Source organism: Methylobacterium sp. Leaf106, assembly GCF_001422895.1.
GTDB lineage: Bacteria > Pseudomonadota > Alphaproteobacteria > Rhizobiales > Beijerinckiaceae > Methylobacterium > Methylobacterium bullatum.
On record NZ_LMNB01000031.1, the window covers coordinates 259,846 to 283,234 of the forward strand.

Sequence of the window (23,389 nt, forward strand, 5' to 3'; positions counted from 1 at the left end):
TCCGGGCGCGCCCCTCCGGATCGATCTGACGAGCCCGTCATGCGTTTGAAAGCCTGCCTCGTTCTCGGCGCCTCGCTTGTCGTCGCGTCGTTGTGCGAACCGGTTCTCGGCGCGACACCGCCCAATCAGCCCGCCCAAGGCCCGGGCGGGATTGGAGATCGCTCCGTCTCCATCGTGAAACGGGCGCTCGGACGCGCCAGTGCGGCGACCTTCGTCTTCCACGCGGCCGGTGCGGCACCGGCGGAAGGGCGACCCGTCGTCGTTTTCCTGCACGCCTGGGGTTCGCCCAACCCGTTGCCTTACGGAGCATGGATCGATCACCTCGCCAGGGCCGGGTATCTCGTCGTGTTTCCCCGCTTCCAGGAGATCAACCGGACGAGGCCGGCGGATGCCACCGGCAATGCGGAGAAACTGGTGAAGGCCGCCCTCGCGGATCTCGAGACCGATCCCGATGCCAAGCCCGACCTGAAGCGCGTCGCCCTCATTGGCCACCTCGCGGGTGCACCGATTGCCGCCAACCTCGCGGCCGACGCCGGGGATGCGGGCCTGCCGGTGCCTCGCCTCGTCTTCGCGATCATGCCGGGCGGGATCGCGAGCGATGCCAAATCCCGGGGGATCGTTTTGCGCGACCTGTCGAAGATCGATCCCGAGACCCTGGTCATCACCGTCATAGGCGACCGGGATGCCCGCGCCGCCGACCTTGCCGCCAGACGCCTCCTGCGCGAAGCGAGTGCCGTCGCGCCCGAGCGCAAGCTCTTCATCCGCGCGCTCTCCGACGATCACGGTTTCCCGTCGCTCACGGCGACATTGACCTCGCCGGGCGCCGTGGACACCGCCTATGACGGGGGTGCCATCAAGCTGCCGCCGGAGCCCCCGAAGGATCCCAAGCAGCCGCCGGCCCCATTCAAATGGTCGGCCGACATGTCGCTGACCGGCGAACAGACGACGCTGCTGGCTCAACTCAACAATTCCCGCGCGGACAGTCTCGACTATCTCGCCTACTGGAAGACGTTCGATCTGGCCGCGGCCGCGGCGTTCGGCGGGGATCCGACGAGCCTCAAGGCCAATCCGCGTTTCAGCGACATGGAGCGCTGGAGCGACGGCTGGCCGGTGAAACGTCTCGCCGTGGAAACGCCCCGCCCCGCGCGGGTGGCCGCGCCGGTGGCCCCGGTGCCTGCGTCCGTCGCACCGCCCAAGCCGAAGCCCGCCCGCCGGCCCTGATCGCGGCCCCTTCGCGCGCGATCGGCAGGTCGCCGGGGCTTGCCTTTGCGACAACTTTTGCCGAAAGCGGGCCGGTTCCCCCTCATGCCGACGAACCGAGCCCGGAAGGTCCCGATGAAGCTGTTCCATTCGCACTTCTCGCCCTTCGCGCGGAAGGTCATGGCCTGCGCTCATGTCCTGGGCCTCGTCGACCGTATCGAGTTGCTGCCGAGCGCCGCGCATCCGGTGAAGCGCGACGGTACCATCCTCGCCCATCACCCAATGGCGCAGGTGCCGACCCTCCTCGATGACGAGGGCCATGCCTTGGCCGACAGCCGGGTGATCTGCGAATATCTCGATGCCCGCGCCGGCGGAGGGCTGTTCCCCCCGGCCGGCCCCGCCCGCTGGACGGCGCTCAACGAGCAATCCATCGCCGACGGCATCCTCGATGCGGCCCTGCTGATCCGCTACGAACTCACGGCCCGCGACGCTTCCGAACGCTCCGTCGCCTGGATGGACGGCCAGGAGGCCAAGATACGAAGCGCCCTGGCGACCCTCGACGACCGGGCGGGAGGCTTTGCCGACCGGGTCGATATCGGGACGATCAGCATCGCCTGCGCCCTCGGATATCTCGACCTGCGCTTCACCGAACTCGGCTGGAAGCAGAAGTACCCGGATCTGGCGGCCTGGTTCACGAGCTTTGCCGCGCACCCCGCCATGGAGGCGACGAAGCCGCCGGCGGCCTGAACCGGACATCGTTCGTGGGGAAAGGCTGGCGCGCGCCTTGCTAGTTCGAAATCCGGTTCTCCGGAGGTCGTGCCATGCCCGATTTCGTCGCCGCCCTGATCACCGCCGCCGCCTTCTGCGCCGGCCTCATCCTGCTCAATGTCCTGACGCGCTGGGCGATCCAGGCACAGATCGCGCCGGCAGACCTCGCCGAGAACGGGTTGCTCCAATACGGGCTCGCCCTCGCCCTCGCCGGATGCACATGGCGACGGGCACTCGCCACGCCGCCGGTTCCGGGCGGAAGAGTCCGGCCCCGTGTCGCCGGGTGAAACAACGGCCGGGCGACACGTCTCGGACGTTGTTCTCTAGAACCAGGGCTGCGTGGTGAAGCTGTAATTCACCTTCACACCGAACGTGTACTGATTCTGCGACCCGAACTGGCGGCGCACCAGCGGGCTGTCGGCGGATGAACCGACGATGCGATTATAGCCGACATATCCCGTCGCGGCCCACCGCTCGTCGAACGTGTAGGTCGCAGCGCCCAAGGCGCCGACCGTGACGTAGCTGTCGGGTCGGAACGGGGTCAGCGTCCCGTTGAGCGCCGCCTCGAATGGCTGAACACCGAAATAGCGCCGGGCGAAGCTGGCATCGCCGAAGTTGAAGCGCGGGCCCACCGAGACCTGCCAGCGGTCGAAGGGCTGGATCACGTCCGCGCCGAGCGAGCCGACGAAGCCATGATGCCCGAAGATCCCATGGCGCAACTCGGCCCGGGCGCGAAGCCATTGCGTGGGGTAATACTCGACGAAGACACCCGGCTCGATGGCGAACTGGGCATCGCGCAGACCGAACAGGTCCCGCCGGTTGTCGCCGTAATAGCGGCCGGGCACGTACTCCGCCGTCAAACCGGCATTGAAGAGCGGCGAATCGTAGAGTGAGACGCTGATCCCGTCATCGGGCGATGAGAACCGGCGTGGCGTACCGGCCTTGGCGATGCTGATCGACGGGTAGCCGATGGCGGTATACTCGTTCGACCCAGGAAAACTCGGCGTCGCCTGCACCGTCGCCGTCACCGTCACGACCCAAAGGTTCTGGTCGAGGGCGAGGAACGTCGGCGGCCGCTCAATCTCCATGAGGTCGGCCGCTCCCGCCGCACCCGCCGCCATGAGCGAGCCCGCGAGAGCCAGGGCCGGCATGGCGCCAAGCCCCGTCCGTTGAGCAGGGCGCGAGGATGGGTTGGGAAACATCGTGTCCATGAGCGATGTCATAGACACAAATCCCTAACGCATCACGACAAACCCGACGTGACGACAGACCTATGTTGGCACTGTCGGAAAGACGCTTCGGCACGACAGGCGCGCCGAAGCGATCTCGAGGCTAGAAGTAGGACTTCAGAGCACCGCGACGGCGCACATCGAGGGTCGCGCAGTGGAACGAGCCGCCGAACGGACCGTAGGAGAGGAACGGCGCCGGGATCGGATCGAAGCCCCAATCCTTCAGGGCCTTGATCAAGGTCGGCTGGCTCGCGTCGACGACGATCTTCTTCTCGTCGATGGCGAGCACGTTGATCGAAGTCCAGGGCGAGCACATCGAGATCTTGCTCATGAAGCCCTCCACCGGATCGGGGCGGGGCGCGATCAGCACGTCCCACTTCTTGAGCACGGCTGGCAGCTTCTCGACGTCGATATAATCCGGGTTCACCAGCACCTTGCCCGGGGCCAGCGGCATGAAGGACGAGTCGATATGCATCGGCTGCGGGCAGCGGCTCTCGATCTCGTGGACGCGGAAGCCCGAGCCGAGGTGGCGGCGCAGCCACTCGATGCCCATGAGGTTCGTCACGTTGGACCGGGTGACGAAGAGGTCGCGGCCGCAGCGGACGAAATCGGCCGCGTCGAAGACCGGCTCGAACTCGTTGACCGTGAACTGCATCGGCTCGCCGGCCTTCAGGTTCGGCACGCGGTAATCGTAATTGTAGAGCTCGTCCGTCAATTGCGGCCGGGGCGCCGAGGTCCATCGTGCGCCGTTGCGAAAATATTCCTTGAACAGCGAGCGGTAGGCATCGCCCTCGAAATAGCGCGAGCGCCAGCACATCGGGCTCTCGATGATCTCGTCGCCGATCACGAGGTACGGGTCGCGCGGGCAGGCGACGCAGAAGCCGCGGGACGACCAGCGGGGTGCGTTGTACTTGCGCGAGAAATCCACCGTGTCGGGACGGCGGACTTTCACGCCCTCGCCGGCGAGGATCGTGATGAAGTTGTCCAGCTCGGCCTGGGCGAGCTTCTTCATGAACTTCGGATAGCGGAAGCCCGCGGCGAACCGGTAGAACGGCTGCGCGGCACGCGGCAGGTTGAAGATCACCGTGAGATGGTGGGACGGAATGGTCGCGCCGTCGAGGCTGCCGACGATCACCTCCTCAAGAGGGTCCCACTCGTTCCATGCCATGACCGGAGATTTCGGGGCGGGAGTGCCGCGATAGTCGGCCGGGGCGGTGTCGTAAGCATCGATCTGCGCGTCGGCGAGCACGGCGTCCCGGGCCGTGGTGAAAGCTTCGCGGTCCATCATTCGTCCCTTGGTCGCGCCTTAAAATGCGGCTGTTTCTTCGAGGCTCAGGCCCCATCGCCGCTTTGGCCCGCACTGTGTCTATCGGGTGATAGACAACGAAATCCAAAGCTGCAACTTCCGATGATGCCAACGTTTTCCGGAAGGTTTTTCGTCCGGGGGGTCGGTGAATTTCTCTAAAAAATCGTCCGCGCCGACGGTCGAAGGGGGATCATGAAGCGTCTGACGACATTGGCCCTCATCGTCGGCCTCTGCACGGTTGCAGGCCTGTTCTTGTCATCGGGACTGGATGATGTCGCCGCCGCTTTGGTGAGCGCCGGCTGGGGCGCCGCCATCGTCGTGGTTGTACGCGCCGTCGCCGTGGGCTGGGCCGGACTCGGCTGGTTCGCCGTGTTCCCGCGGGCCGACCGCCCGGGCCTGTGGAACTGCGTCTCCCTGCGCTTCGTCCGCGAGGGCATCAACACGCTCCTTCCCGTGGCCACCGTCGGCGGCGATTTCGTCGGCGCCCGGCTCCTGGCGCAGCGCGGCGTCTCCGGGGGGCTCGCCGGCGCCAGCATGTTCGTCGACCTGATGACGCAGGCGGTCACCCAGTTCCTCTTCACGGTCGGCGGCGTCGCCCTGCTCGCCTGGCTGCACGGCGACGGCCCCGTAGTGCGCACCGTCGCCGGCGGTCTCGCCATCGCCGCCCCGGCCCTCGGCGCCTTCTTCCTGATCCAGCGCCGCAGCGGCCACCGGGTCATCCAGGCCATGCTGAACCGCTTCGCCGCCGCCCGCGAATGGCGGGCCCTCGGCGCGGTCGACGTGCTCTATGACGGCCTGCGCAGACTTTATTCCTCGCCCAAGCGGGTCATCGGCGCCATGGGCGTGCACATGATCGGCTGGATCATCGGTGCGGCCGAGGTCTACGTGGCGCTGCACTTCATGGGCTATCCGGTGACCGTGGCCGAGGCCATCGTGATCGAGAGCCTGGCCCAGGCGGTCCGTGGCGCGGCCTTCGCGGTGCCGGGGGCGCTAGGCGCCCAGGAAGGCGGCCTCATCGCCCTCTGCGCGATCTTCGGCATCCCCGCCGAAGCCGCCCTGGCGCTCTCCCTGGTGAAGCGCCTGGCCGATCTCATGGTCGGCGTGCCCGGCCTGGTGGCCTGGCACTTCATGGAAGGCAAGAAGGACGCGCCGGACACGGAAGACCGGACCTCTCAGGACCCGGTGTCCGTGGAGCAGGGAACGGCGAAAGCCGGGGGTGACATCGCCCGGGCGGTGAGCCTGGACGCCATGCCGGTGTCGCGGGTGCCCGCCAACCTCGTGGGAAACCACACCGTGTTGCGGTCGATGGAGAGCGATATGGGGACGCTGCGGAAATGCGCGTGAGCGGCTTCGCATCGGGGCTCGCCGCCTCGACCCTCCTCGCCGTCACCCTCCTGTCGGGAACGGCTGCCCGCGCCGCCGAGGATGCGGCGGTGCAGACCGTGCGCGGGCTCTATGCCAGCTTCGAGGGCGCTCTCAAGGCGCCCGAGGCCGACGTGAAGAGCCGCGCGCTCGTCATCGGCCCGGTCCTCGACCAGAGCATGGACTTCGCCACCATGGCGCGGGTCGCCGTGGGTGCGAAATGGAAGGGCTTCACGCCCGAGCAGCAGGGCGCGCTGACGGAAGCCTTCAAACAGTATTTCACCGCGACTTATGCCACCCGCCTGTCCCAGGCTGCCGGCGGCAAGTTCGACATCAAGCCCGAGAGCGAGGCGCGCGGGCAGAACCGCGTGGTCCAGACCGAGGTCGCCAATGCGGATGGCGACGCCTCGCAGATCGATTACCTCGTCGGCTCGGGCAACCGCATCCAGGACGTCTACCTCAACGGCAACGTCAGCGAGATCGCCGCCATGCGCGGCAGCTTCGCCGATCCGCTGAAGGCGGGCGGGGCGGAAAGCCTGCTGAAATTCCTTCGCGATCGGACGGCGGCGATGCTCGCCGCCAAACCAAAGCCTTAGACGCAGGCCAGACGCCCCTCGCCGGGCCTGGCCGGACGAACCCACCCGTGCCGTCGTCCCGACCCAGCGGCACCCTCATCCAAACCGTGACCGAGCTTCGCCCATCATGGACCTCACCTTGACGGATCTGCCTTCGGCGAGCCTGAGCTGGCTCTCACTCGTGTTCCAGCTCATGGCCCTGGCCGGCTGCGTCTACGGGTTGACGGCTGCCTTCCTGGCCGGCCGCTACGCACGCCGCCCCCTCCCGGTCCTGACGGCGAACGCCGCGCGTCCCTCGGTGACCATCCTGAAGCCGCTCTGCGGCATGGAGCCCAATCTCTACGAGAATCTCGAGACTTTCTGCCGCCAGGATTACACCGGCCCGATGCAGGTGGTGTTCGGCGTGCAGAACGCCACGGACCCGGCGATCGCCGTGGTGCGCCGCCTCGCGGAAACCTATCCCGACCTGAAGCTCGATCTCGTCATCGATGCGCGCCAGCACGGCTCGAACCGCAAGGTCTCCAACCTCATCAACATGTCGGCCCAGATCGCCCATGACGTGATCGTGCTGGCCGACAGCGACATGGTGGCGAGGCCCGACTACCTCGAACGGATCGTCGCCGAGCTCGGGCAGCCGGGCGTGAACGGCGTCACCTGCCTCTATCACGGCGTACCGGCCCATCGCGGAATCTGGGCGCATCTCTCGGCGCTGGCCATCGACGTGCAGTTCCTGCCCAACGTCGTGATGGGCACCTCGCTCGGCCTCGCCAAGCCCTGCTTCGGCTCCACCATCGCCTTCACCACCACGGCCTTGGCCGAGATGGGCGGTTTCGAGGCCTTCCGCGACGATCTCGCCGACGATTACGCCGTGGGCGAGGCCCTCCGCGCCAGGGGCGGCCTCGTGGCGATCCCGACCTTCACCATCGGGCATACCTGCGTCGACACCGATCTCGCCGGCCTGTGGAAGCACGAGCTGCGCTGGAACCGGACCATCCGCAACGTCGATCCGGCCGGCTATGCCGGCTCCATCGTCACCCACGCCTTCCCGCTGGCCCTCATCGGTGCCCTGATCCCCGGCGCCGATACGAGCGGCCTCGTGGTGGCGGCCCTGGCGCTCGCCTGCCGCATCATCCTCTGCGTCCGCCTGGAGCGCGCCTTCGGCCTCGCTCCGCACCCCTACTGGCTGTTGCCGATTCGCGACATCCTCTCCTTCATGAACTTCTCTTGGAGCTTCGTCTCGGGGGCGGTGACATGGAAAGGTCACGATTATCGGGTGGTTGCAGATGGCACACTGATCCCCGAGCGAAGCCTCGGCCATGATGCTGGTGCATCCTCGCTCTGATCTTCGCTTTTAGCGTCCCGTCCGCCCTTTTTCCTTTCTCGCTGAGGCCTTGAACCCCATGCGCACGCTTTTCCTCCAGGCTCCCACCTTCGACGGTTTCGACGGCGGCGCGGGCTCCCGCTACCAGGCCAAGCGCGAGATCAAGTCGTTCTGGTACCCGACCTGGCTCGCCCAGCCGGCGGCCCTGGTGCCGAACTCGAAGCTGATCGACGCGCCGCCGCACAACATCAAGCTTCCCGAGATCGTGGCTCAGGCCAATGATTTCGACCTCGTGGTGCTCCACACCTCGGTGCCGTCGTTCAAGTCCGACGTGAAGACCGTCGAGGCGCTCAAGGCCGCCAACCCGAAGCTCATCGCCGGGCTCATCGGCGCCAAGGTCGCGGTCGACGCGGCCGGCGCCATGGCCCAGGCCCCGTGCATCGATTTCTGCGCCCGCAACGAGTTCGACTTCACCGTCAAGGAAGTCGCCGACGGCACTCCGATGTCCGAGATCAAGGGCCTGTCCTACCGGAACACCAACGGTGTCGTGATCCACAACGTGGACCGCGAGATCATGACCGACATGGACCAGCTTCCGTTCGTGACGAGCGTCTACAAGCGCGATCTCCAGATGGAGAAGTACTTCATCGGGTACCTCAAGCACCCCTACATCTCGTTCTATTCCGGCCGCGGCTGCAAGAGCCGCTGCACCTTCTGCCTCTGGCCGCAGACCGTGGGCGGCCACACCTACCGCACCCGCTCGGTCGCGCACGTGATCGAGGAGATCAAGTACTGCCTGAAGGAGTTCCCGCAGACGAAGGAGTTCTTCTTCGACGACGACACCTTCACCGACAACCTGCCGCGCGCCGAGGAAATCGCCCGCGAACTCGGCAAGCTCGGCGTCACCTGGTCGTGCAACGCCAAGGCGAACGTTCCGCGCGACACCCTGAAGGTGCTCAAGGAGAACGGCCTGCGCCTGCTTCTCGTCGGCTACGAATCCGGCAACCAGCAGATCCTCAACAACATCAAGAAGGGCATGCGCGTCGAGGTGGCCGAGCGGTTCACCAAGGATTGCCACGACCTCGGCATCGCCATCCACGGCACCTTCATCGTCGGCCTGCCCGGCGAGACCCGTGAGACGATCCAGGAGACGATCGCCTTCGCCAAGCGCATCAACCCGCACACGATCCAAGCATCGCTGGCAGCCCCCTATCCGGGCACCTTCCTCTACAAGCAGGCCGTGGAGAACGGCTGGCTCGACATCGCGAACGCCGAGCTCGTCGATGAGAACGGCGTGCAGATCGCGCCGCTGCATTACCCGCACCTGTCGCATTCCGAGATCTTCGCGGCGGTGGAGGAGTTCTACCGGAAGTTCTATTTCCGCGCTCCCAAGATCGCCTCCATCGTCTCCGAAATGGTCCGTTCGCCCGACATGATGAAGCGCCGCCTGCGCGAAGGCGTGGAGTTCTACCGCTTCCTCAAGGAGCGCCAGGGCACCGCCAAAGCCGCCTGAGCCTCGGCTCTCGCATCGACGCATGACGGCCGGGCTCGCTGCCCGGCCGTTTTCGTTTCCGGCAGGGACCCAGTCGTTCGCAGAGCCGCGGGCGAGAGGCGAAAAAGCCGGTTCCCCCTTTCCGAATCATGCTTTAGACGCTTTCCCCGACGGAACCGGTCGCGCGACGCCTTCCGGCGCGGTCAGCGATGAGAGGATTCGTCGTTCCGCTGTTTCGGCAGCCTCGAAAGCTCTCCGGCGCCGGCCCTCGGGCAGCCGGGATCGGGCCCTGCAGGCCACGTGCCTCCGCCCCGTCCCCGCGGCGCCGGAGGGTGATCGGCCAAGGGGAAGGGTGCGATGTCCGAGCTGTCCATCCTTTTCGTCGTCGGCGCGCTCGCCTTCGTGTGCGGCCTCGCGATCACGCGGACGCACCGCGCGTTCCGCGGCCCCCTGTCCCGCATCGTGCACGAATGGGAGCACGGGCTGCTCTATTGCGACGGGCGCTTTGCCGGAGATCTGCCGCCCGGGCGCTACCGGACCCTCGGGTGGGGCGACCGTCTCGTGGTGACCTTGCCGAACGTCCCAACGTTCGAAGGCCTGCACGGCGTCGAAGTCACCAGCGGGGACCGGCTTTCCTTCCGCCTGTCGGCCACGCTGGTCTTCGAGGTGGTGGAACCGCGCGTCGCCCATGAGAACCGCTACCGGGACAGCCTGCAGCGCGCAGGAACCGATGCCCTGATCCGGCTCGCGGCGGCCCGTACGCTCGAAACCCTGCTGTCCGAGCGCCCCACCCTCGACGCCGCACTTCTCGCCTTCCTCGACGGGCCCGTCGCCGGTTGCCGGATCACCGGTGCGACCGTCAGCGCCGTGACCCTGCCACCCGAGGTTCGCCGACTTTATGCCGAGGTCGAACGGGCGCGGCTCGAGGGCCAGGCCTCCCTGGAGCGGGCGCGCGCCGAGCAGGCCGCCCTTCGCTCCCTGGCCAATTCAGCCCGGATGCTGAAGGGCAATCCGGAACTCATGAACCTGCGCCTGCTCCAGGCGCTCTCGACGTCGGGCGGCAAGGGCGGAGCGACCTTGGTGCTCGGCCGCGAGGCCTTCGCCGCATCGGCGCCCGGTGGTGGCGCGGCTTACCCCGACGAGGACTGAGCGTGGCTCATAAGAAACGCCTGATCGTCACCGCCGACGATTTCGGCCTGAGCCCGGCGGTCAACGAGGCGGTGGAGCAGGCCCATCGCGAGGGCATCCTCACGGCCGCCAGCCTGATGGTGGGCGCGCCCGCCGCCGCGGACGCCGTGGCGCGCGCGCGGCGCTTGCCGTCCCTGCGCGTCGGCCTCCACCTCGTCATGGTGGAGGCGTGGCCGACCCTGCCCGCCGCCGACCTGCCCGACCTCGTCGGACCGGACGGCCTGATCCGCAGCGACATGGGCCGCCTCGGCCTCGACCTCGCGGTGAAGCCATCGGCGCGCCGTCAGCTCTCGGCGGAGATCACGGCGCAGTTCGAGGCGTACAAGGCGACGGGCCTCCCCCTCGACCACGTCAACGCCCACAAGCATTTCCACGTGCATCCCCTCATCGCCGGGCGCGTCCTGGCGATCGGCCGCGGCTACGGCATGCGGGCGATCCGGGTGCCGCGCGAGCCTCGCGCCGTGCTGCGCGCCGCCGAGCCGGGGGCCAAGCCGAAACCCGCCCTCGACATCGCCCCCTGGGCCGGCCTCCTCGCCGTCCGCGCCCGTCAGGCGGGCCTGCTGATCCCCGATCGCACGTTGGGGCTGGCATGGTCCGGCGCGATGACACCGCGGCGCGTGGCGGGGCTCCTCCGCCACCTGCCCGACGGCCTGACCGAGCTCTATACCCATCCCGCCACCGGCGGCGGCTTTCCGGGCGAGGCACCCGGCTATGCCTATGCCGCCGAGCGCGACGCCCTGGTCGCGCCGGAGACGATCGCGGCCCTGGCGGAATCCGGGGCGGTGAGGGGGGGGTTTTCCGATTTCGCGTAGGCGGTCGACCGCGACCCGATCCCCATCAAAGAAAAAGCGGCCGTCGCTTCACGCGACGGCCGCTTTTTTACGGACCGGTCCCTGGCCCTACTTCATGGCCACGGGCTCGGGCTTTGCCGCCCTGAACCCTGCCACGGCGTCCTCGCCCTCGGGGCGCTTCGGGTCCGGCTTTTTCGGCGGCGGGCCGAGGAAGGCCGGGACCACGAAGAACGCGGCGATGAGGGTGAAGAACAGCGACAGGGCGAGGAGCTTGCCCATGCTGGCCGTGCCGGGATGACTCGACAGGACCAGGGAGCCGAAGGCCGTGCCGGTGGTCAGGGCGGAGAAGAAGATCGCCCGCGTCAGGCTGGAGGCCAGCATGTCGGTGACGCCCGCCCGCCAGGCGATGACGTAGTAGATGTGGAAGGCCACGCCCACGGCGAGCATCAGCGGCAGGGCGATGATGTTGGCGAAGTTGAGCGGCATGCCGACCACATGCAGCGCCATCAGCGTCCATAGCGTGGCGAGCACCAGCGGGCCGAGGGTCATCGCCACGTCCCAGGGCTTCCGCAGGGCCACCGACAGGATGATGAAGATCGCCACCAGCGCCGTCAGCGCCGCCTGCACGAAGGCGCCTAGGATGGTGTAGCTCGACGAGGTCGTCGCCACTGGCGCGCCGGTCGCGTGCGGGGCAACGGTCTGCACCTCCTTGGCGAAACGGCGCAACACGACATTGTCGTTGGCGTCACCGCTCGGATGCACCTCGATCCGGGCGCGGCCGTCGGCGGCGATCCACTCGGCCTTCAGCTTCGGCGGAATGTTGGCGAGGGTGACCTTCTCGGGGGCCAGCATGCCGCGCAGGCGGTTGAGCAGGGTGGCGAGATCGGTGGTGACCGCCACGTTGGCGGCCTGACGCAGCTGCGGCGTGGCCGAAGCGAGGGAATCGAGGGTGCCGGAGAGCGCACCCGCGGCCTTGGCTCCGGCGGCGTCACCGGTGGCGATGCCCTTGAGGGCGGTGGCCGCCTCCTTCAGCGCCTTCACCGTGTCGGCGTCGGTGGGCGGCGGCGGCTTCCTCGCCGGGTTGAGGATGGGTCCGAGGAGCTCGGCCGTCTCGGCGATGGTCGCGAGCTTCTGATCCTGATCCGGGGGGACGAACGTGTCGATGTCGATCACCCGGGCGACCGAGGGCAGGGCCTTCAGCTTGGCCGCGAGCTCGGGCACCGCCTGTACGTTCGGCGCGATCACGTCGATGAGGTTGGGGCTCGTCTCCGGGTCCTTGATCAGGTCGAGATAGGTCGAGATCGATTCCACCTTGGTGCTGCGCAGGTGCATCGGGTTGGAATCGAAGGGCAGCTTGAACAGCAGCGGAATGCCCGCCACCGTGATCACGCCGACGATGATGAGCACGATCTTGCGGTTCTGGATGATCCAGTGGTCGACGCCGGCGAGCCATGTCGTCTCCACGGCCCGCGCCTCGCCCTTCGGCTTGAACACCGCGATGAGGGCAGGGAGCAGGGTGAGAGAGAAGAGATAGGCGACGATCATACCGACGCCGGCGATGAGGCCGAGCTCCGACACGCCGCGGAACGCCGTGGGCAGGAACGCGAAGAACCCCGCCACAAGGGAGATGGCGGCGAGACTCAAGGACCAGCCGACGCCCCGCGCGGCGGCACGGATGGCGTTCGCCAGATCCGGTTGCTCGAACCGGTCGGCCCGGTATCGCACCGCGAACTGGATCCCGAAATCGATCCCGAGCCCCACGAACAGGGCGGCGAAGGCCACGGAGATCGGGTTCAGCTCGCCCACCATCAGCAGGCCGAGGGCCGCGGTGACGATGAGGCCGGCGAAGGTGGTGATCAGGACGGCGCCGACGAGGGAGGCCGAACGCAGGGCCAGCCAGACGAACAGGATGATGGCGCCGGCCGTGACGCTGTAGTTGAGGAACGCGTCCTCGGCGAGGGTGGCGAATTCGTCATCCGCCACGGCCACCGGGCCGGTGAGGCGCATGCGCGGGTTGTCCGCCGCGTCGAGGCCGCCGAGCGTGTTGATCTTCAGGTCGGTGGCGATGCGCCGGACCAGGGCGGAGGCTTCGGCGCCCGGCTGGAGCGCCGCGTAATCCAGCTTGGGCTGAATCATGATGAACTTGCGGAGTTCCGTACCCTGGGCCTTGCCGTTGGAGAGAAGCAGCTGCCAGGACAGGCGGGCCGGCTCTCCCGCCAGCACCTTGCGCAGCACCTCGTCGATCCGTGTCATCGGACCGTCGAGATCCTCGAGCTTGGCGTCGCCGCTTTTGATGCCCCGGGCGCCGAGGCCGAGCACCCGCATGAGGCCGCGGAGGGACGGGTCGGCGGCGAGCGGACCGAGCAGTCCCTGCTGCTGGACGAGCTGGTCCATGGTCTTGGTGAGCTCTTCCTGCGGCATCAGCAGGAAGCCGTTCTTGTCGTAGAACGGGCCGCCATCCGGGCGGTAGACCGTCTCGATCTGATTCGGATGGTCCAGGAGGGCCTGGGCCAACGTGGCCGCGGCCTGTTCGGCGACCTCGGGCGTCTTGCCGTCGATGACGGCGACGAGGGTGCCCGTCCGTTGCGGAAACGCCTTCTCGTAGTTGATCTCGTCCTGGCGCCAGGGCACATCCGTGTCGATGAGACGCTCGACATCGGTGTTGATCCGGAAGAGATGGGCGGCGAGCGCCGCGCTTCCGACAGTGAGGAGCGCCACCAGGCCGATGACCAACCAGCGGCGTTGGACGGAAAACGCAACGAGACGTTCGATCACAAGTATCCTGCCTGACTAGCGACGCGGGCCTCACCTGAACGAGACCGCCCGGTCTCGCGGATGCGAGCGACAGGCGACGATCTCGGCGCGGAACCGGTCTTGGTCCAAGGGTCGGTTACCACCTGTCGAGGCAATCCACGAGTCCCGGCGGTATATCGAGACGTGTCATGCCTCTGCGACGGCCAGCCTCGAACGAGGGTGTCCGTACTCATCGGCAGGCGGAAATGCAACGCGGCCCCATGCTCTTGTCCTGCGGTCGAAGTCATGTGCGCCTGCGCACCGCACCATGTCGACGCCTCGACGGAACGTTGTCCAAGGCCGTGGGCGGGACACCCGTCGCTGTAAGGGCGCGCAGTTCTGACATTCGCTGGCCGAATAGGAAAAAGCACCACGCTTCGGCATAAGGACAGGATATCGCCAGTATCGGAAGCGCGACGACATGCGCCTCCCCTGTGGCCGTATTGCCCCATCACCGCTCAAACACGCATCGTGCGCTGGCCGCGCGGGCGGATCAAGATCTGTTCCAGCCTAGTGCGCTGGAATTTCGCCGCTTTTCGCGGTAATGCACCGGTTCATATCGGGGCCAAAAACAAGGAGCCGCGTCTTGGGTATTCCCCTCCGTTACGTCGCGAAGATTGGCGGCTACATTCTCAAGCAGCACCTCACCGGTCGCAAGCGCTACCCGCTCGTGATGATGATGGAGCCGCTGTTCCGCTGCAATCTCGCCTGCGCCGGCTGCGGGAAGATCGACTATCCGGACGAGATCCTGAACAAGCGTCTGCCGGTGGCTGACGCCCTGGAATCCGTGCGTGAGTGCGGCGCACCCATGGTCGTGATCGCCGGCGGCGAGCCGCTTCTGCACAAGGATCTGCCGCAGATCGTCGAAGGCATCATCGCGCAGAAGAAATTCGCGATCGTGTGCACGAACGCGCTGCTGCTCGAGAAGAAGATCAAGGACTACAAGCCCAGTCCGTACTTCACCTGGTCGATCCATCTCGATGGCGACAAGGAGATGCACGACCAGTCGGTGTGCCAGCGCGGCGTCTACGACAAGGCCGTCTCCGCCATCGCGAAGGCCAAAGAGATGGGCTTCCGCGTCACCATCAACTGCACCTTCTTCAACAATTCCTCGGCGGACAAGATCGCCGACTTCTTCGACACCGTGACGAAGCTCGGGATCGACGGCATCACCGTCTCCCCCGGCTACGCCTACGAGCGCGCTCCCGACCAGCAGCACTTCCTCAACCGCAAGGCGACGAAGGACCTGTTCCGCGGCGTGTTCCGGCACGGCAAGGAGAAGGGCCGCCAGAACTGGACCTTCCAGCAGTCGGGCCTGTTCCTCGACTTCCTGGCCGGCAACCAGACCTACCATTGCACCCCGTGGGGCAACCCGACCCGTACCGTGTTCGGCTGGCAGAAGCCCTGCTACCTTCTCGGCGAGGGCTACGCGGCCACCTTCAAGGAGCTGATGGAGGAGACCGACTGGGATTCCTACGGCACCGGCAACTACGAGAAGTGCGCCGACTGCATGGTCCATTCCGGCTACGAGGCGTCCTCGGTGGTCGATTCAGTGAAGAAGCCGTGGAAGCCGCTGATCCACGCCATCCGCGGCATCAAGACCGAAGGCGAGATGGCTCCCGAGGTCAGCCTCGAGAACCAGCGCCCGGCCGAGTTCGTGTTCTCGCGCAACGTCGCGCAGAAGCTGTCCGAGATCAAAGCTTCGGGCGTCGACACCAAGCGCGAGGCGCGCAACCGCACGGCGGCCTGAACCCGCCGCACGCGATGCGTGCCCGAAACGAAAGCCCCGCGCTGCCGATGCAGCGCGGGGCTTCTTTGTATGCGCCGAGATGATGTCCGGGCGCGTCAGGCGTCCGGAAGGCCGAGGCCGGGGCCGAGAGTGGCCCGGCACCGGGAGAGCGCCGCGAAGGCTTTTCCCGAATCCCTCGCCAGCCGGATCAGCGCGGGCAGATTGGTCGGGTTCCGGCCGAGGGCAGTGAGCACCGCGAGGATGTCGGGGTCGCCGTTCGGCTTTAGCGCCGTCGTGACAAAGGCGGGCAGGGCGCGCTCGGCCGGGTCGCAGACCACGCGAATCGCCGCGAACGGAATGCCGTGGCGAGCCGCGAAGTCCGCAGCGACGTGGGATTCCATATCGACCGCCGCCGCTCCGGTGCTGGCATGGAGTTCGGCCTTCGCGGTCACGCTCACGACCGCCGCGTCGACACCGGCGAGGTCGGCGGACAATGTCGTCAGATCGGCTCTCGACAGGGCGGAGTGAATCGCGTCGCGCAAGACGACATCGGTCTCGCGGCGTCCCGTGTCACCGACGATGCCGGTGGCGATCACCACGTCGCCGGGGAGCAGGGATGGATCGAGTCCTCCCGCGATGCCGAAACTCACCACGGCCCGGCAGCCTGCCGTCACGCGCGCGTCGAGCAGCGCACGCAGGCGCGCGGGCGACCCGCCGGCCCCCACGGCTTCGATTCCGGGACCGGCGGCGAGCCGGGCCTCCTTGGAGAGGCCGGTGACGGCGAGAATGGGAAGCATGGGATGTCCAGCCAGCGCTCCCTCCCCCTCTGCGGGGGAGGGTGGCCCTCGCGTCAGCGAGGGTCGGGAGATTTCTGGAGAGGTCGCCCCCTCTCCCGCTGCTCTGCAGGCCCCCTCTCCCACAGAGGGGAGAGGGTCGAGGAGAACCTACATCCCGTAGGCGACGGACCGAGTGTTGCTACGCTTGAGATTGCGGTAGCGCGCCATGGCCCAGAGCGGGAAGAACTTCGGGTAGCCGTGGTAGCGCAGGTAGAAGACCCGCGGGAATCCGGTCGCCGTGTAGCGCTCCTCAGACCAGAAGCCGTCGGCTCCCTGCGTGCGCGTGAGGTAGTTGATGCCCCGCGTCACGGCCGGATCGTCGGCCTCGCCGGCCGCCATCAGCGCCAGCAACGCCCAGGCGGTCTGGGAGGCGGTGGAGTAGCCGGGCTCGAAGGCCGGATCGATCTTGTAGGACGAGGCGTCCTCGCCCCAGCCGCCATCCGGGTTCTGGATACGGATGAGCCACGCCACCGACCGGCGGATCTCCGGCGAGGCCGGGTCGACACCGGCGGCGTTGAGGGCGCACAGCACCGACCAGGTGCCGTAGATGAAGTTCATGCCCCAGCGACCGTACCAGGAGCCGTCCTCCTCCTGATCGTCGAGGAGGTATTTCACCCCGCGATCGAGCGCCTTCGAGGTCTCACGGGTCTCGCCCAGCTGCGAGAGCATCGAGACGACGCGCGCCGTGACGTCGGCGGTGGGCGGGTCGAGGAGGGCGCCGTGATCCGAGAAGGGAATGTTGTTGAGGTAATGGTGGTTGTTGTCGGCATCGAACGCCGCCCAGCCGCCATCGCTCGATTGCAGGCCCTCGACCCATTCCCGAGCGCGGGCGATGGAGACGGCATAATCCGGCACATCGGCGACGAGACCGTGCTGACGCATCGCCCGGTCCATCGCCATCACCACCACGGCGGTGTCGTCGAGATCGGGGAAATGCGGGTTGGCGTATTGGAATGCCCAGCCACCGGGGCGGACATTGGGACGGCCCGCCGCCCAATCGCCCTTGATGTCGAGAACCTGGAGCGGACGCAGCCAATCGAGCCCGCGCCGGGCCTGATGCTCGGCATCGGGGCCACCGGCCTCGAGCAGGGCATGGCCGGCAAGGGCCGTATCCCAAACCGGCGAAAGGCAGGGCTGGACGTAGGCCTCGTGCTCCTTGACCACGACCAGCTTCTCGACCGCCTCGCAGGCGATCCGCACCTGCGGGTGATCGGCCGGATAGCCGAGCACTTCGTACATGAGCACGGTGTTGACCATGGCCGGGAAGATGGCGCCGAGGCCGTCCTCGCCGTTGAGGCGCTCACTCGTCCAGGCCACGGCCTTGTCGATACCGCGCTGACGGCGCTTCTTCGGGAAGTAATCCTGCGTGACCTGCAGCAGGCGGTCGATGGCGCCGAAAATGGGCGTCCAGGGCCAGGTTGCATGCGGGCTGCCGGGCCAGGAGCGCACATGCTCCGGCGGCGTCACGAACAATTCGGCGACGCCGAGACCGAGCGGGTTCTTGGCGAGCGGCTTCTTCGCCTGCAGCACCAAAAGGGGCACGATCACGCAGCGTGCCCAATAGGAGATCTTGTCGAGGTGGAAGGGAAACCACTTCGGCAGATGCATGATCTCGACGGGCATCACCGGCACGGCGCGCCAGGGCACCTCGCCGAACAGAGCCAGCAGGAAGCGCGTGAACACGTTGGAATTGGCCGCACCGCCGCGCGACAGGATGGCCTCGCGGGCACGCCGCATATGCGGGGCCTCGATCGAGTCGCCGACGAACTTCAGCGCGTAATAGGCCTTCACGCTGGCGCTCATGTCGAACGGCCCATCGTGGACCAGCGACCAGCCGCCATGCTTGCCCTGCGTGCGGCGCAGATAGTTTCCGATCTTGGCCATCAGGTCGGGCGGAATTGTCGTCGCCCGGAACTGGTGGAACATGATGTATTCGGACGGGATCGTCGCATCCGCTTCGAGTTCGAAGCACAGATGCCCGTCCGCATGGACGAGATTCGTCAGGGCCTGCGTCGCCCGCATGACTCCATGCTCGACGTCGTCCAGGGAAATCTCCTGGGTCTTGGGACGCTGGAGCGTCTCGACCTTCTTGAATGCCTCTCGCATCGTCCTCGCCTCAAGCGCCGCCTGACGCGGCCCCTCTCTCACGCCGCGCCGCGCGTCATAGCTTCACCGCGTCCACGCGCTCCCTTGAGAAGCGCCTGTGCGGCCGTCGTTCCCGAACGGATCGCTCCCTCGATCGTCGATGGCAGGCCGGTCGCGGTCCAGTCGCCTGCCAGGACGAGATTGTCGTGGGCCGTCACGGCGCTCGCGCGCCGTGCGGCCTCTTTGGGCGTTGCCGCAAAGGTCGCCCGTTTCTCCTTGACGATCTGCCAGCTTGGCAGTTCCGGTGCAAGTCCGGTCAAAGTCGAGAGCTCGGCCCAGATCTGCTTCGCCAAATCTTCGCGCGGCACGTCCAGCAGGCGGTCGGCACCGCTGATGGTCACCGACAGTCGGTCCGGATAGGCGAACAGCCATTCCGTCAGACCATTCACCACGCCGAGCAATAACGGCGAGCCCTGTGGAGGAAGGATCGCGAAGTGAGCATTGACGATCGACCGGTAGGATTGCGGAACGGCCAGGCCCGGCAGCAAATCGGACGCCACCCAGGGCGGCAGGGCCAGAACCACCGAATCGTCGGGACCGAGCGTGATGGATTCGTCGCTGAACAGCAGCGTATCGACACGGCCCGCATCGGCACCGAGTCCGCGCAGGCGACGGCCGAAACGCATCTCGGCGCCGTGCTTGGCCAGATAGGCCAAAGCGGGGTCGATGAAAGCGACAGAGAGACCGCCCACGGCGATGAGCGGCCGGCAGGCGGCGCCGCCCGCGCCCAGGGTTTCGCGCAGGATCGTGGCGGCGAGCCCGACATCGCTTTCCTGCGGATCGGTGTTGAGGGCCGCGAGCAGCACCGGATGCCAGAGGCGCTCGTAGAGCGGTCCGGAACATTCCATGCGCTCGCCGATCGTGCCCGCCCGGCCGGGGGCCTTGCCCGAGGCGGCCCTGAGGATGCTCAGGGGCGCGAGGTAATCCATGGCGCGGCTGCCGGGCACGCGGCGCGAGGCCTGCAGCACCCACCACGGCACACGGCCGGCATTCGGCCGCAGGGTCCAGCGCTCGCCGGTCTTCAGGTCGGCGAAGGGAAACTCCGCCTCGTCCGGCCCGGTCAGGGCATCGGCGGGGGCGCCCACCAGACTCAGGAAGTCGAGGGAGGAGCGGTTGCCCGACAGCAGCAGGTGGTTGCCGTTGTCGATGGTCAGGCCGAGCGTCGAATCGAAATAGGAGCGACAGCGCCCGCCCGCCTGCTTGGCGGCCTCGTGCACGATGACGCGGCGCCCCTGCTCGGCGAGCGACACGGCGGCCGAAAGGCCCGCGAGCCCCGCGCCGACGACGTGAACCGTTCCGGTCTGTTGTCCCGTCATCACAGGATCCCGTGACGAAGCGCGACGCCCAGCAGGGCGAGCTTCGAGGGTTTCACACGCGCGCGGGGCATGGCCCAGCCGCGCTTCAGCACCGCGTCGAGATAGAGCCGGTAGGCCGCCGCCATCAGGCGAGGGGCCTTCGTCTCCTTGCGGGGATTGCGGTCGATGATCGTCCAGGTGTCGCGGTAATGGGCCTCCGCCTCCCTCGCCACGGCGATGCAGACCTCGCCGATGCGGGGATGAGCGATGGCGACCTGGGGCGTCGGATCGGTCAGGCCGATGGCGGCGAGCTTTTCGCGGGGCAGGTAGAGGCGGCCGCGCTCGGCATCCTCGTCGATGTCGCGCAGGATATTGGTGAGCTGCAGGGCGCGACCCTCGTGATGGGCGAGGCGGATGCCATCGGCTTCGGGCAGGCCGAAGATGCGCACGGACAGTCGCCCGACCGCGCTGGCGACCCGGTCGCAATAGAGATCGAGGGTGGCCTCGTCGGGGGCGACGATGTCCTCGAACGCATCCATCGCCATGCCGTCGATGACCGCCTGGAAGTCCTCGCGCAACAATCCGTAGCGTCGAATGGGCACCACGAGGTCGCGCACGCGCGGAGCCGGATTGCCGGCATAGAGGGCATCGATATCGGCGCGCCAGCGGTCGAGTTCGGCCGCCCGGACGGGCGCCGGGCCACCATCGTCGGCGACGTCGTCCACCGAACGGCAGAAGGCGTAGACCGCGTACATCGCCTCGCGGCGATCCTTCGGCAGCAGCCGCATGGCGGTGTAGAACGAGGACCCGGCGGCCGGCAGGGCGGCGTCCTGCGCCATCGCGGGTTCCTGGGCGGGTGATGCGGTGGCGCTCATGACTGCGCTCCCTGACTCGCGACGCGCGTGGACTGTCGGCGCAGGATGCGCGAGCGGAACGGACGCCGCGCCAGGGTCGAGGCGATTCCGCCCAGAGCCGTCAGGGCGAAGCCCGCCTTGCCGTGATGGACCTTCTCCGAGAGCGGGTCGCGCGTGAGCAGCCCCTTCGTGAGCACCACGGCGAGGCGGTGGATCGCCGCGATCTCGAGGCTCAGGCGCAGGTCGTCGATAAGGTCGGGCAGCACCGCGCCCTCGTCGAGGAGGACCATGGTCCGCTCGGCGAGTTCACGGATGGCCGCGCGCAGGGCAGGGGTGGCCTTGTCGGCGGCGAGAGCGTCCACGGAGACGCCGTGGCACTCCAGCACGTCCCGCGGCAGGTAGACCCGGTCGTTGCGGCGATAGTCCTTCGCGCAATCCTGCAGGTGGTTGATGATCTGGAGCGCGGCGCAAATCGCGTCCGACGGTCCCCAGACCACGGCCGGGTCCTCGCCGTGGATGTCGAGGACGAAGCGGCCCACCGGCATCGCGGACAGACGGCAATAGGCGATGAGGTCGTCCCAATCCTCATACCGGTTCTTCCGCGCGTCGAGGCGGAAGGCGTCGAGGAGTTCGAGGGCATGCGTCGCCGGAAGGCCGCGCGCGGCGAGTTCCCGCTTCAGCGGCTCCGCCTCGCGGTCGGGAGGCCCCTTGCCGGTCAAGGCGTCGGCGAGATCGTCGAGAAGCTCGACCTTACGCTCGGGCGACAGCTCGGCATGGTCGGCGACGTCGTCGCCCGCCCGCACGAAATCGTAGAACGCCAGGATCGCGCCGCGATTCTTCGGATGGATCAGGTGGGAGGCGACGGGAAAGTTCTCGTCCTTGTGCCCCTTGCCCGAACGCGCGTCCGTCGCGCTGTCGAGGGTTGCGGTCACTTCAGATACCCCGATTGGCGGAACCAGCCGAGGGCGTCCGACAGCCCCTCGCGGTAGGGCCGCGCGGAATAGCCGAGTTCGGCCCGTGCCTTGGCATCGGTGAAGAACATGCGGTAGCGCGACATCTTGATGCCGTCGATGGTCGCGAAGGGCGTCTTCCCTGTGATCCGGGCCATCTGTTCGGAGATGAACGCGATCGGGTAGACCACGGCGCGCGGCAGGTTGATGGTCGGCGCCTTGCGGCCGACCATGCCGGCGATGTCGGCGAGCATCTGCGACAGCAGGACGTTCTCGCCGCCCAAGATGTAGCGCTCGCCGGTGCGGCCATGGCGCAGGGCCAGGAGATGGCCGTAGGCGACGTCGTCCACATGGGCGAGGTTGAGGCCGGTATCGACGAAGGCCGGCATCCGGCCGAGGGCCGCTTCCACGATGATCCGGCCCGTCGGGGTCGGCTTGACGTCGCGGGGGCCGATGGGCGTCGACGGGTTGACGATGACCACGGGCAGGCCGTTGCGGGCCGCCATCTCCTCGACCACGCGCTCGGAGACGACCTTGCTGCGCTTGTAGGCGCCAATGGCCGTGCCGGGGGTGAGGGGACGCGTCTCGTCGGCGGGCGTGCCGTCGTCATGCGGCTTGATGGTCGCGACGCTCGACGTGTAGACGATCCGCTCGATACCGGCCCGGAGGGCTTCCTCCATGAGGATGACGGCGCCGTCGCGGTTGGTGCGGACGATCTCTTCCGGGTCCGGCGCCCAGAGCCGGTAATCGGCGGCGGCATGGACGAGGTAACGCTGGCCGGCGAGCGCGGCGGCGACCGACGCGCGGTCACGCATGTCGCCCTCGACGATCTCGACGTCGTTCCAGACGAGGTTGGTGCGCGGCGACGAGGCCCGCACCATGATCCGCACGGAGAAGCCGGCCTTGCGGAACACGTCCACGAGGGCGGCACCGAGGAACCCACTCGCTCCGGTAATGAGAACCGGGCCGGCATCGTAACGGCTCTCGTCGAACCTGCCGGAGGAGGTGGCCTCTGTCATTTCTCTCGTAGGGTCAGGGGATTGGACAGGGAGACGCGCCGGGGCGAACCGGCATCATGCCCGGCCTTTTCTCACCGTTAGGCGGGGCGAACAAGCGCAGCGCGGCCACACACGGAGACTTCCGTGCGCGGCCACACGCCGGGGGCCTCAGGTCAGGCGAGACGCAGGCGTCCGGCCTTCTGTTCGGGCAGAGCGGCCTGGACGATCCTGACGATGCCGTCGGCGTCGAGGCCGGCCTCGGCGTACATCGCCTCCGGGCTGTTGTGGTCCTGGTAGGTGTCCGGCAGCGTCAGCGTCCGAACCCGCACCCGGCCCGTGTCGAGAGCGCCCTTCTCCGACAGGAGATGCAGCACCATTGCGCCGAACCCGCCCACCGAACCCTCTTCCAGGGTGACCAGGACCTCGTGGCTCGCCGCCAGATCCAGGATCATCGCTTCGTCCAGCGGCTTGGCGAAGCGCGCATCCGCCACGCTCACGGCGATCCCCGCCGTCTCCAGAAGGTCGGCCGCCTTCAGCGCCTCAGACAGACGCGTGCC

At 67.6% G+C, this 23,389-nt stretch carries 20 protein-coding genes; 10 read left to right on the forward strand and 10 right to left on the reverse strand.

The features are described 5' to 3' along the window. The first annotated feature begins 39 nt into the window (after window positions 1-39). The 3 genes from ASF34_RS16760 (at window position 40) to ASF34_RS16770 (ending at window position 2,255) form a co-directional block, all read left to right on the forward strand. Window positions 40-1,221, forward strand: a complete 1,182-nt coding sequence (locus ASF34_RS16760) for a poly(ethylene terephthalate) hydrolase family protein (protein WP_056162560.1) — start codon at window positions 40-42, stop codon at window positions 1,219-1,221. 114 nt (window positions 1,222-1,335) lie between these two features. Further along, complete coding sequence (locus ASF34_RS16765) at window positions 1,336-1,947, forward strand: glutathione S-transferase family protein (protein WP_056162667.1); 612 nt, start codon at window positions 1,336-1,338, stop codon at window positions 1,945-1,947. 74 nt (window positions 1,948-2,021) lie between these two features. Beyond that, window positions 2,022-2,255 carry a hypothetical protein gene (locus tag ASF34_RS16770; protein ID WP_056146480.1) on the forward strand — a complete coding sequence of 78 codons (234 nt, stop codon included), beginning with the start codon at window positions 2,022-2,024 and terminating at the stop codon, window positions 2,253-2,255. 36 nt (window positions 2,256-2,291) lie between these two features. On the opposite strand, the gene ASF34_RS16775 is transcribed toward ASF34_RS16770, so the two are convergent. Both ASF34_RS16775 and ASF34_RS16780 read right to left on the reverse strand, forming a co-directional pair. Next, complete coding sequence (locus ASF34_RS16775) at window positions 2,292-3,119, reverse strand: MipA/OmpV family protein (protein ID WP_018044402.1); 828 nt, start codon at window positions 3,117-3,119, stop codon at window positions 2,292-2,294. Window positions 3,120-3,300: 181 nt separating this feature from the next. Further along, a complete protein-coding gene (locus ASF34_RS16780; protein ID WP_056146623.1) occupies window positions 3,301-4,482 on the reverse strand; it encodes a hypothetical protein in 1,182 nt (393 codons plus the stop codon). 213 nt (window positions 4,483-4,695) lie between these two features. Between ASF34_RS16780 and ASF34_RS16785 the strand changes: the two genes are divergently transcribed. The 6 genes from ASF34_RS16785 (at window position 4,696) to hpnK (ending at window position 11,253) form a co-directional block, all read left to right on the forward strand. After that, window positions 4,696-5,847 (forward strand): flippase-like domain-containing protein, encoded by a 1,152-nt coding sequence (locus ASF34_RS16785; RefSeq protein ID WP_056162565.1) that lies wholly within the window; start codon window positions 4,696-4,698, stop codon window positions 5,845-5,847. Continuing rightward, on the forward strand, window positions 5,838-6,461 hold the full coding sequence (locus tag ASF34_RS16790) for an MlaC/ttg2D family ABC transporter substrate-binding protein (RefSeq protein WP_056162567.1): 624 nt from the start codon (window positions 5,838-5,840) through the stop codon (window positions 6,459-6,461). Before ASF34_RS16785 ends, ASF34_RS16790 begins: the two co-directional genes overlap by 10 nt. Before the next feature lie 106 nt (window positions 6,462-6,567). Continuing rightward, window positions 6,568-7,782: a bacteriohopanetetrol glucosamine biosynthesis glycosyltransferase HpnI gene (gene hpnI, locus ASF34_RS16795; protein ID WP_056162570.1), complete on the forward strand. Its 1,215-nt coding sequence runs from the start codon at window positions 6,568-6,570 to the stop codon at window positions 7,780-7,782. A gap of 58 nt (window positions 7,783-7,840) precedes the next feature. Next, window positions 7,841-9,274, forward strand: a complete 1,434-nt coding sequence (gene hpnJ, locus ASF34_RS16800) for a hopanoid biosynthesis associated radical SAM protein HpnJ (protein ID WP_056162575.1) — start codon at window positions 7,841-7,843, stop codon at window positions 9,272-9,274. A 336-nt stretch (window positions 9,275-9,610) separates the two neighbouring features. After that, window positions 9,611-10,402 carry an SPFH domain-containing protein gene (locus ASF34_RS16805; protein ID WP_056162579.1) on the forward strand — a complete coding sequence of 264 codons (792 nt, stop codon included), beginning with the start codon at window positions 9,611-9,613 and terminating at the stop codon, window positions 10,400-10,402. Window positions 10,403-10,404: 2 nt separating this feature from the next. Then, window positions 10,405-11,253 carry a hopanoid biosynthesis-associated protein HpnK gene (hpnK, locus tag ASF34_RS16810; RefSeq protein WP_056162582.1) on the forward strand — a complete coding sequence of 283 codons (849 nt, stop codon included), beginning with the start codon at window positions 10,405-10,407 and terminating at the stop codon, window positions 11,251-11,253. An 87-nt stretch (window positions 11,254-11,340) separates the two neighbouring features. Here the strand turns inward: hpnK and ASF34_RS16815 are convergent, their stop codons facing one another. Further along, window positions 11,341-14,007, reverse strand: a complete 2,667-nt coding sequence (locus tag ASF34_RS16815; protein WP_056162585.1) for an MMPL family transporter — start codon at window positions 14,005-14,007, stop codon at window positions 11,341-11,343. 604 nt (window positions 14,008-14,611) lie between these two features. Here ASF34_RS16815 and hpnH point away from each other — a divergent pair. After that, window positions 14,612-15,775, forward strand: a complete 1,164-nt coding sequence (hpnH, locus tag ASF34_RS16820; protein ID WP_018044393.1) for an adenosyl-hopene transferase HpnH — start codon at window positions 14,612-14,614, stop codon at window positions 15,773-15,775. Window positions 15,776-15,870: 95 nt separating this feature from the next. On the opposite strand, the gene ASF34_RS16825 is transcribed toward hpnH, so the two are convergent. The 7 genes from ASF34_RS16825 to ASF34_RS16855 form a co-directional block, all read right to left on the reverse strand. Then, on the reverse strand, window positions 15,871-16,551 hold the full coding sequence (locus ASF34_RS16825) for a phosphorylase (protein WP_056162588.1): 681 nt from the start codon (window positions 16,549-16,551) through the stop codon (window positions 15,871-15,873). A gap of 147 nt (window positions 16,552-16,698) precedes the next feature. Beyond that, window positions 16,699-18,696, reverse strand: a complete 1,998-nt coding sequence (shc, locus tag ASF34_RS16830; protein ID WP_018044391.1) for a squalene--hopene cyclase — start codon at window positions 18,694-18,696, stop codon at window positions 16,699-16,701. Between the two features lie 38 nt (window positions 18,697-18,734). Then, complete coding sequence (hpnE, locus tag ASF34_RS16835) at window positions 18,735-20,051, reverse strand: hydroxysqualene dehydroxylase HpnE (protein ID WP_056162591.1); 1,317 nt, start codon at window positions 20,049-20,051, stop codon at window positions 18,735-18,737. Then, entirely contained in the window at window positions 20,051-20,905 is an 855-nt protein-coding gene (gene hpnD / locus ASF34_RS16840) for a presqualene diphosphate synthase HpnD (protein ID WP_056162594.1), read from the reverse strand. Before hpnD ends, hpnE begins: the two co-directional genes overlap by 1 nt. Then, window positions 20,902-21,816: a squalene synthase HpnC gene (gene hpnC, locus ASF34_RS16845; RefSeq protein WP_056162597.1), complete on the reverse strand. Its 915-nt coding sequence runs from the start codon at window positions 21,814-21,816 to the stop codon at window positions 20,902-20,904. The genes hpnD and hpnC overlap by 4 nt, the downstream gene beginning before the upstream one ends. Continuing rightward, the gene (hpnA, locus tag ASF34_RS16850; protein ID WP_056162600.1) at window positions 21,813-22,853 is read right to left on the reverse strand and encodes a hopanoid-associated sugar epimerase; all 1,041 of its coding nucleotides are present in this window, start codon (window positions 22,851-22,853) and stop codon (window positions 21,813-21,815) included. The genes hpnC and hpnA overlap by 4 nt, the downstream gene beginning before the upstream one ends. A 152-nt stretch (window positions 22,854-23,005) precedes the next feature. Next, window positions 23,006-23,389, reverse strand: a 384-nt coding sequence (locus ASF34_RS16855; RefSeq protein WP_274533765.1) for a transketolase C-terminal domain-containing protein, incomplete at its 5' end; no start/stop codon positions are given.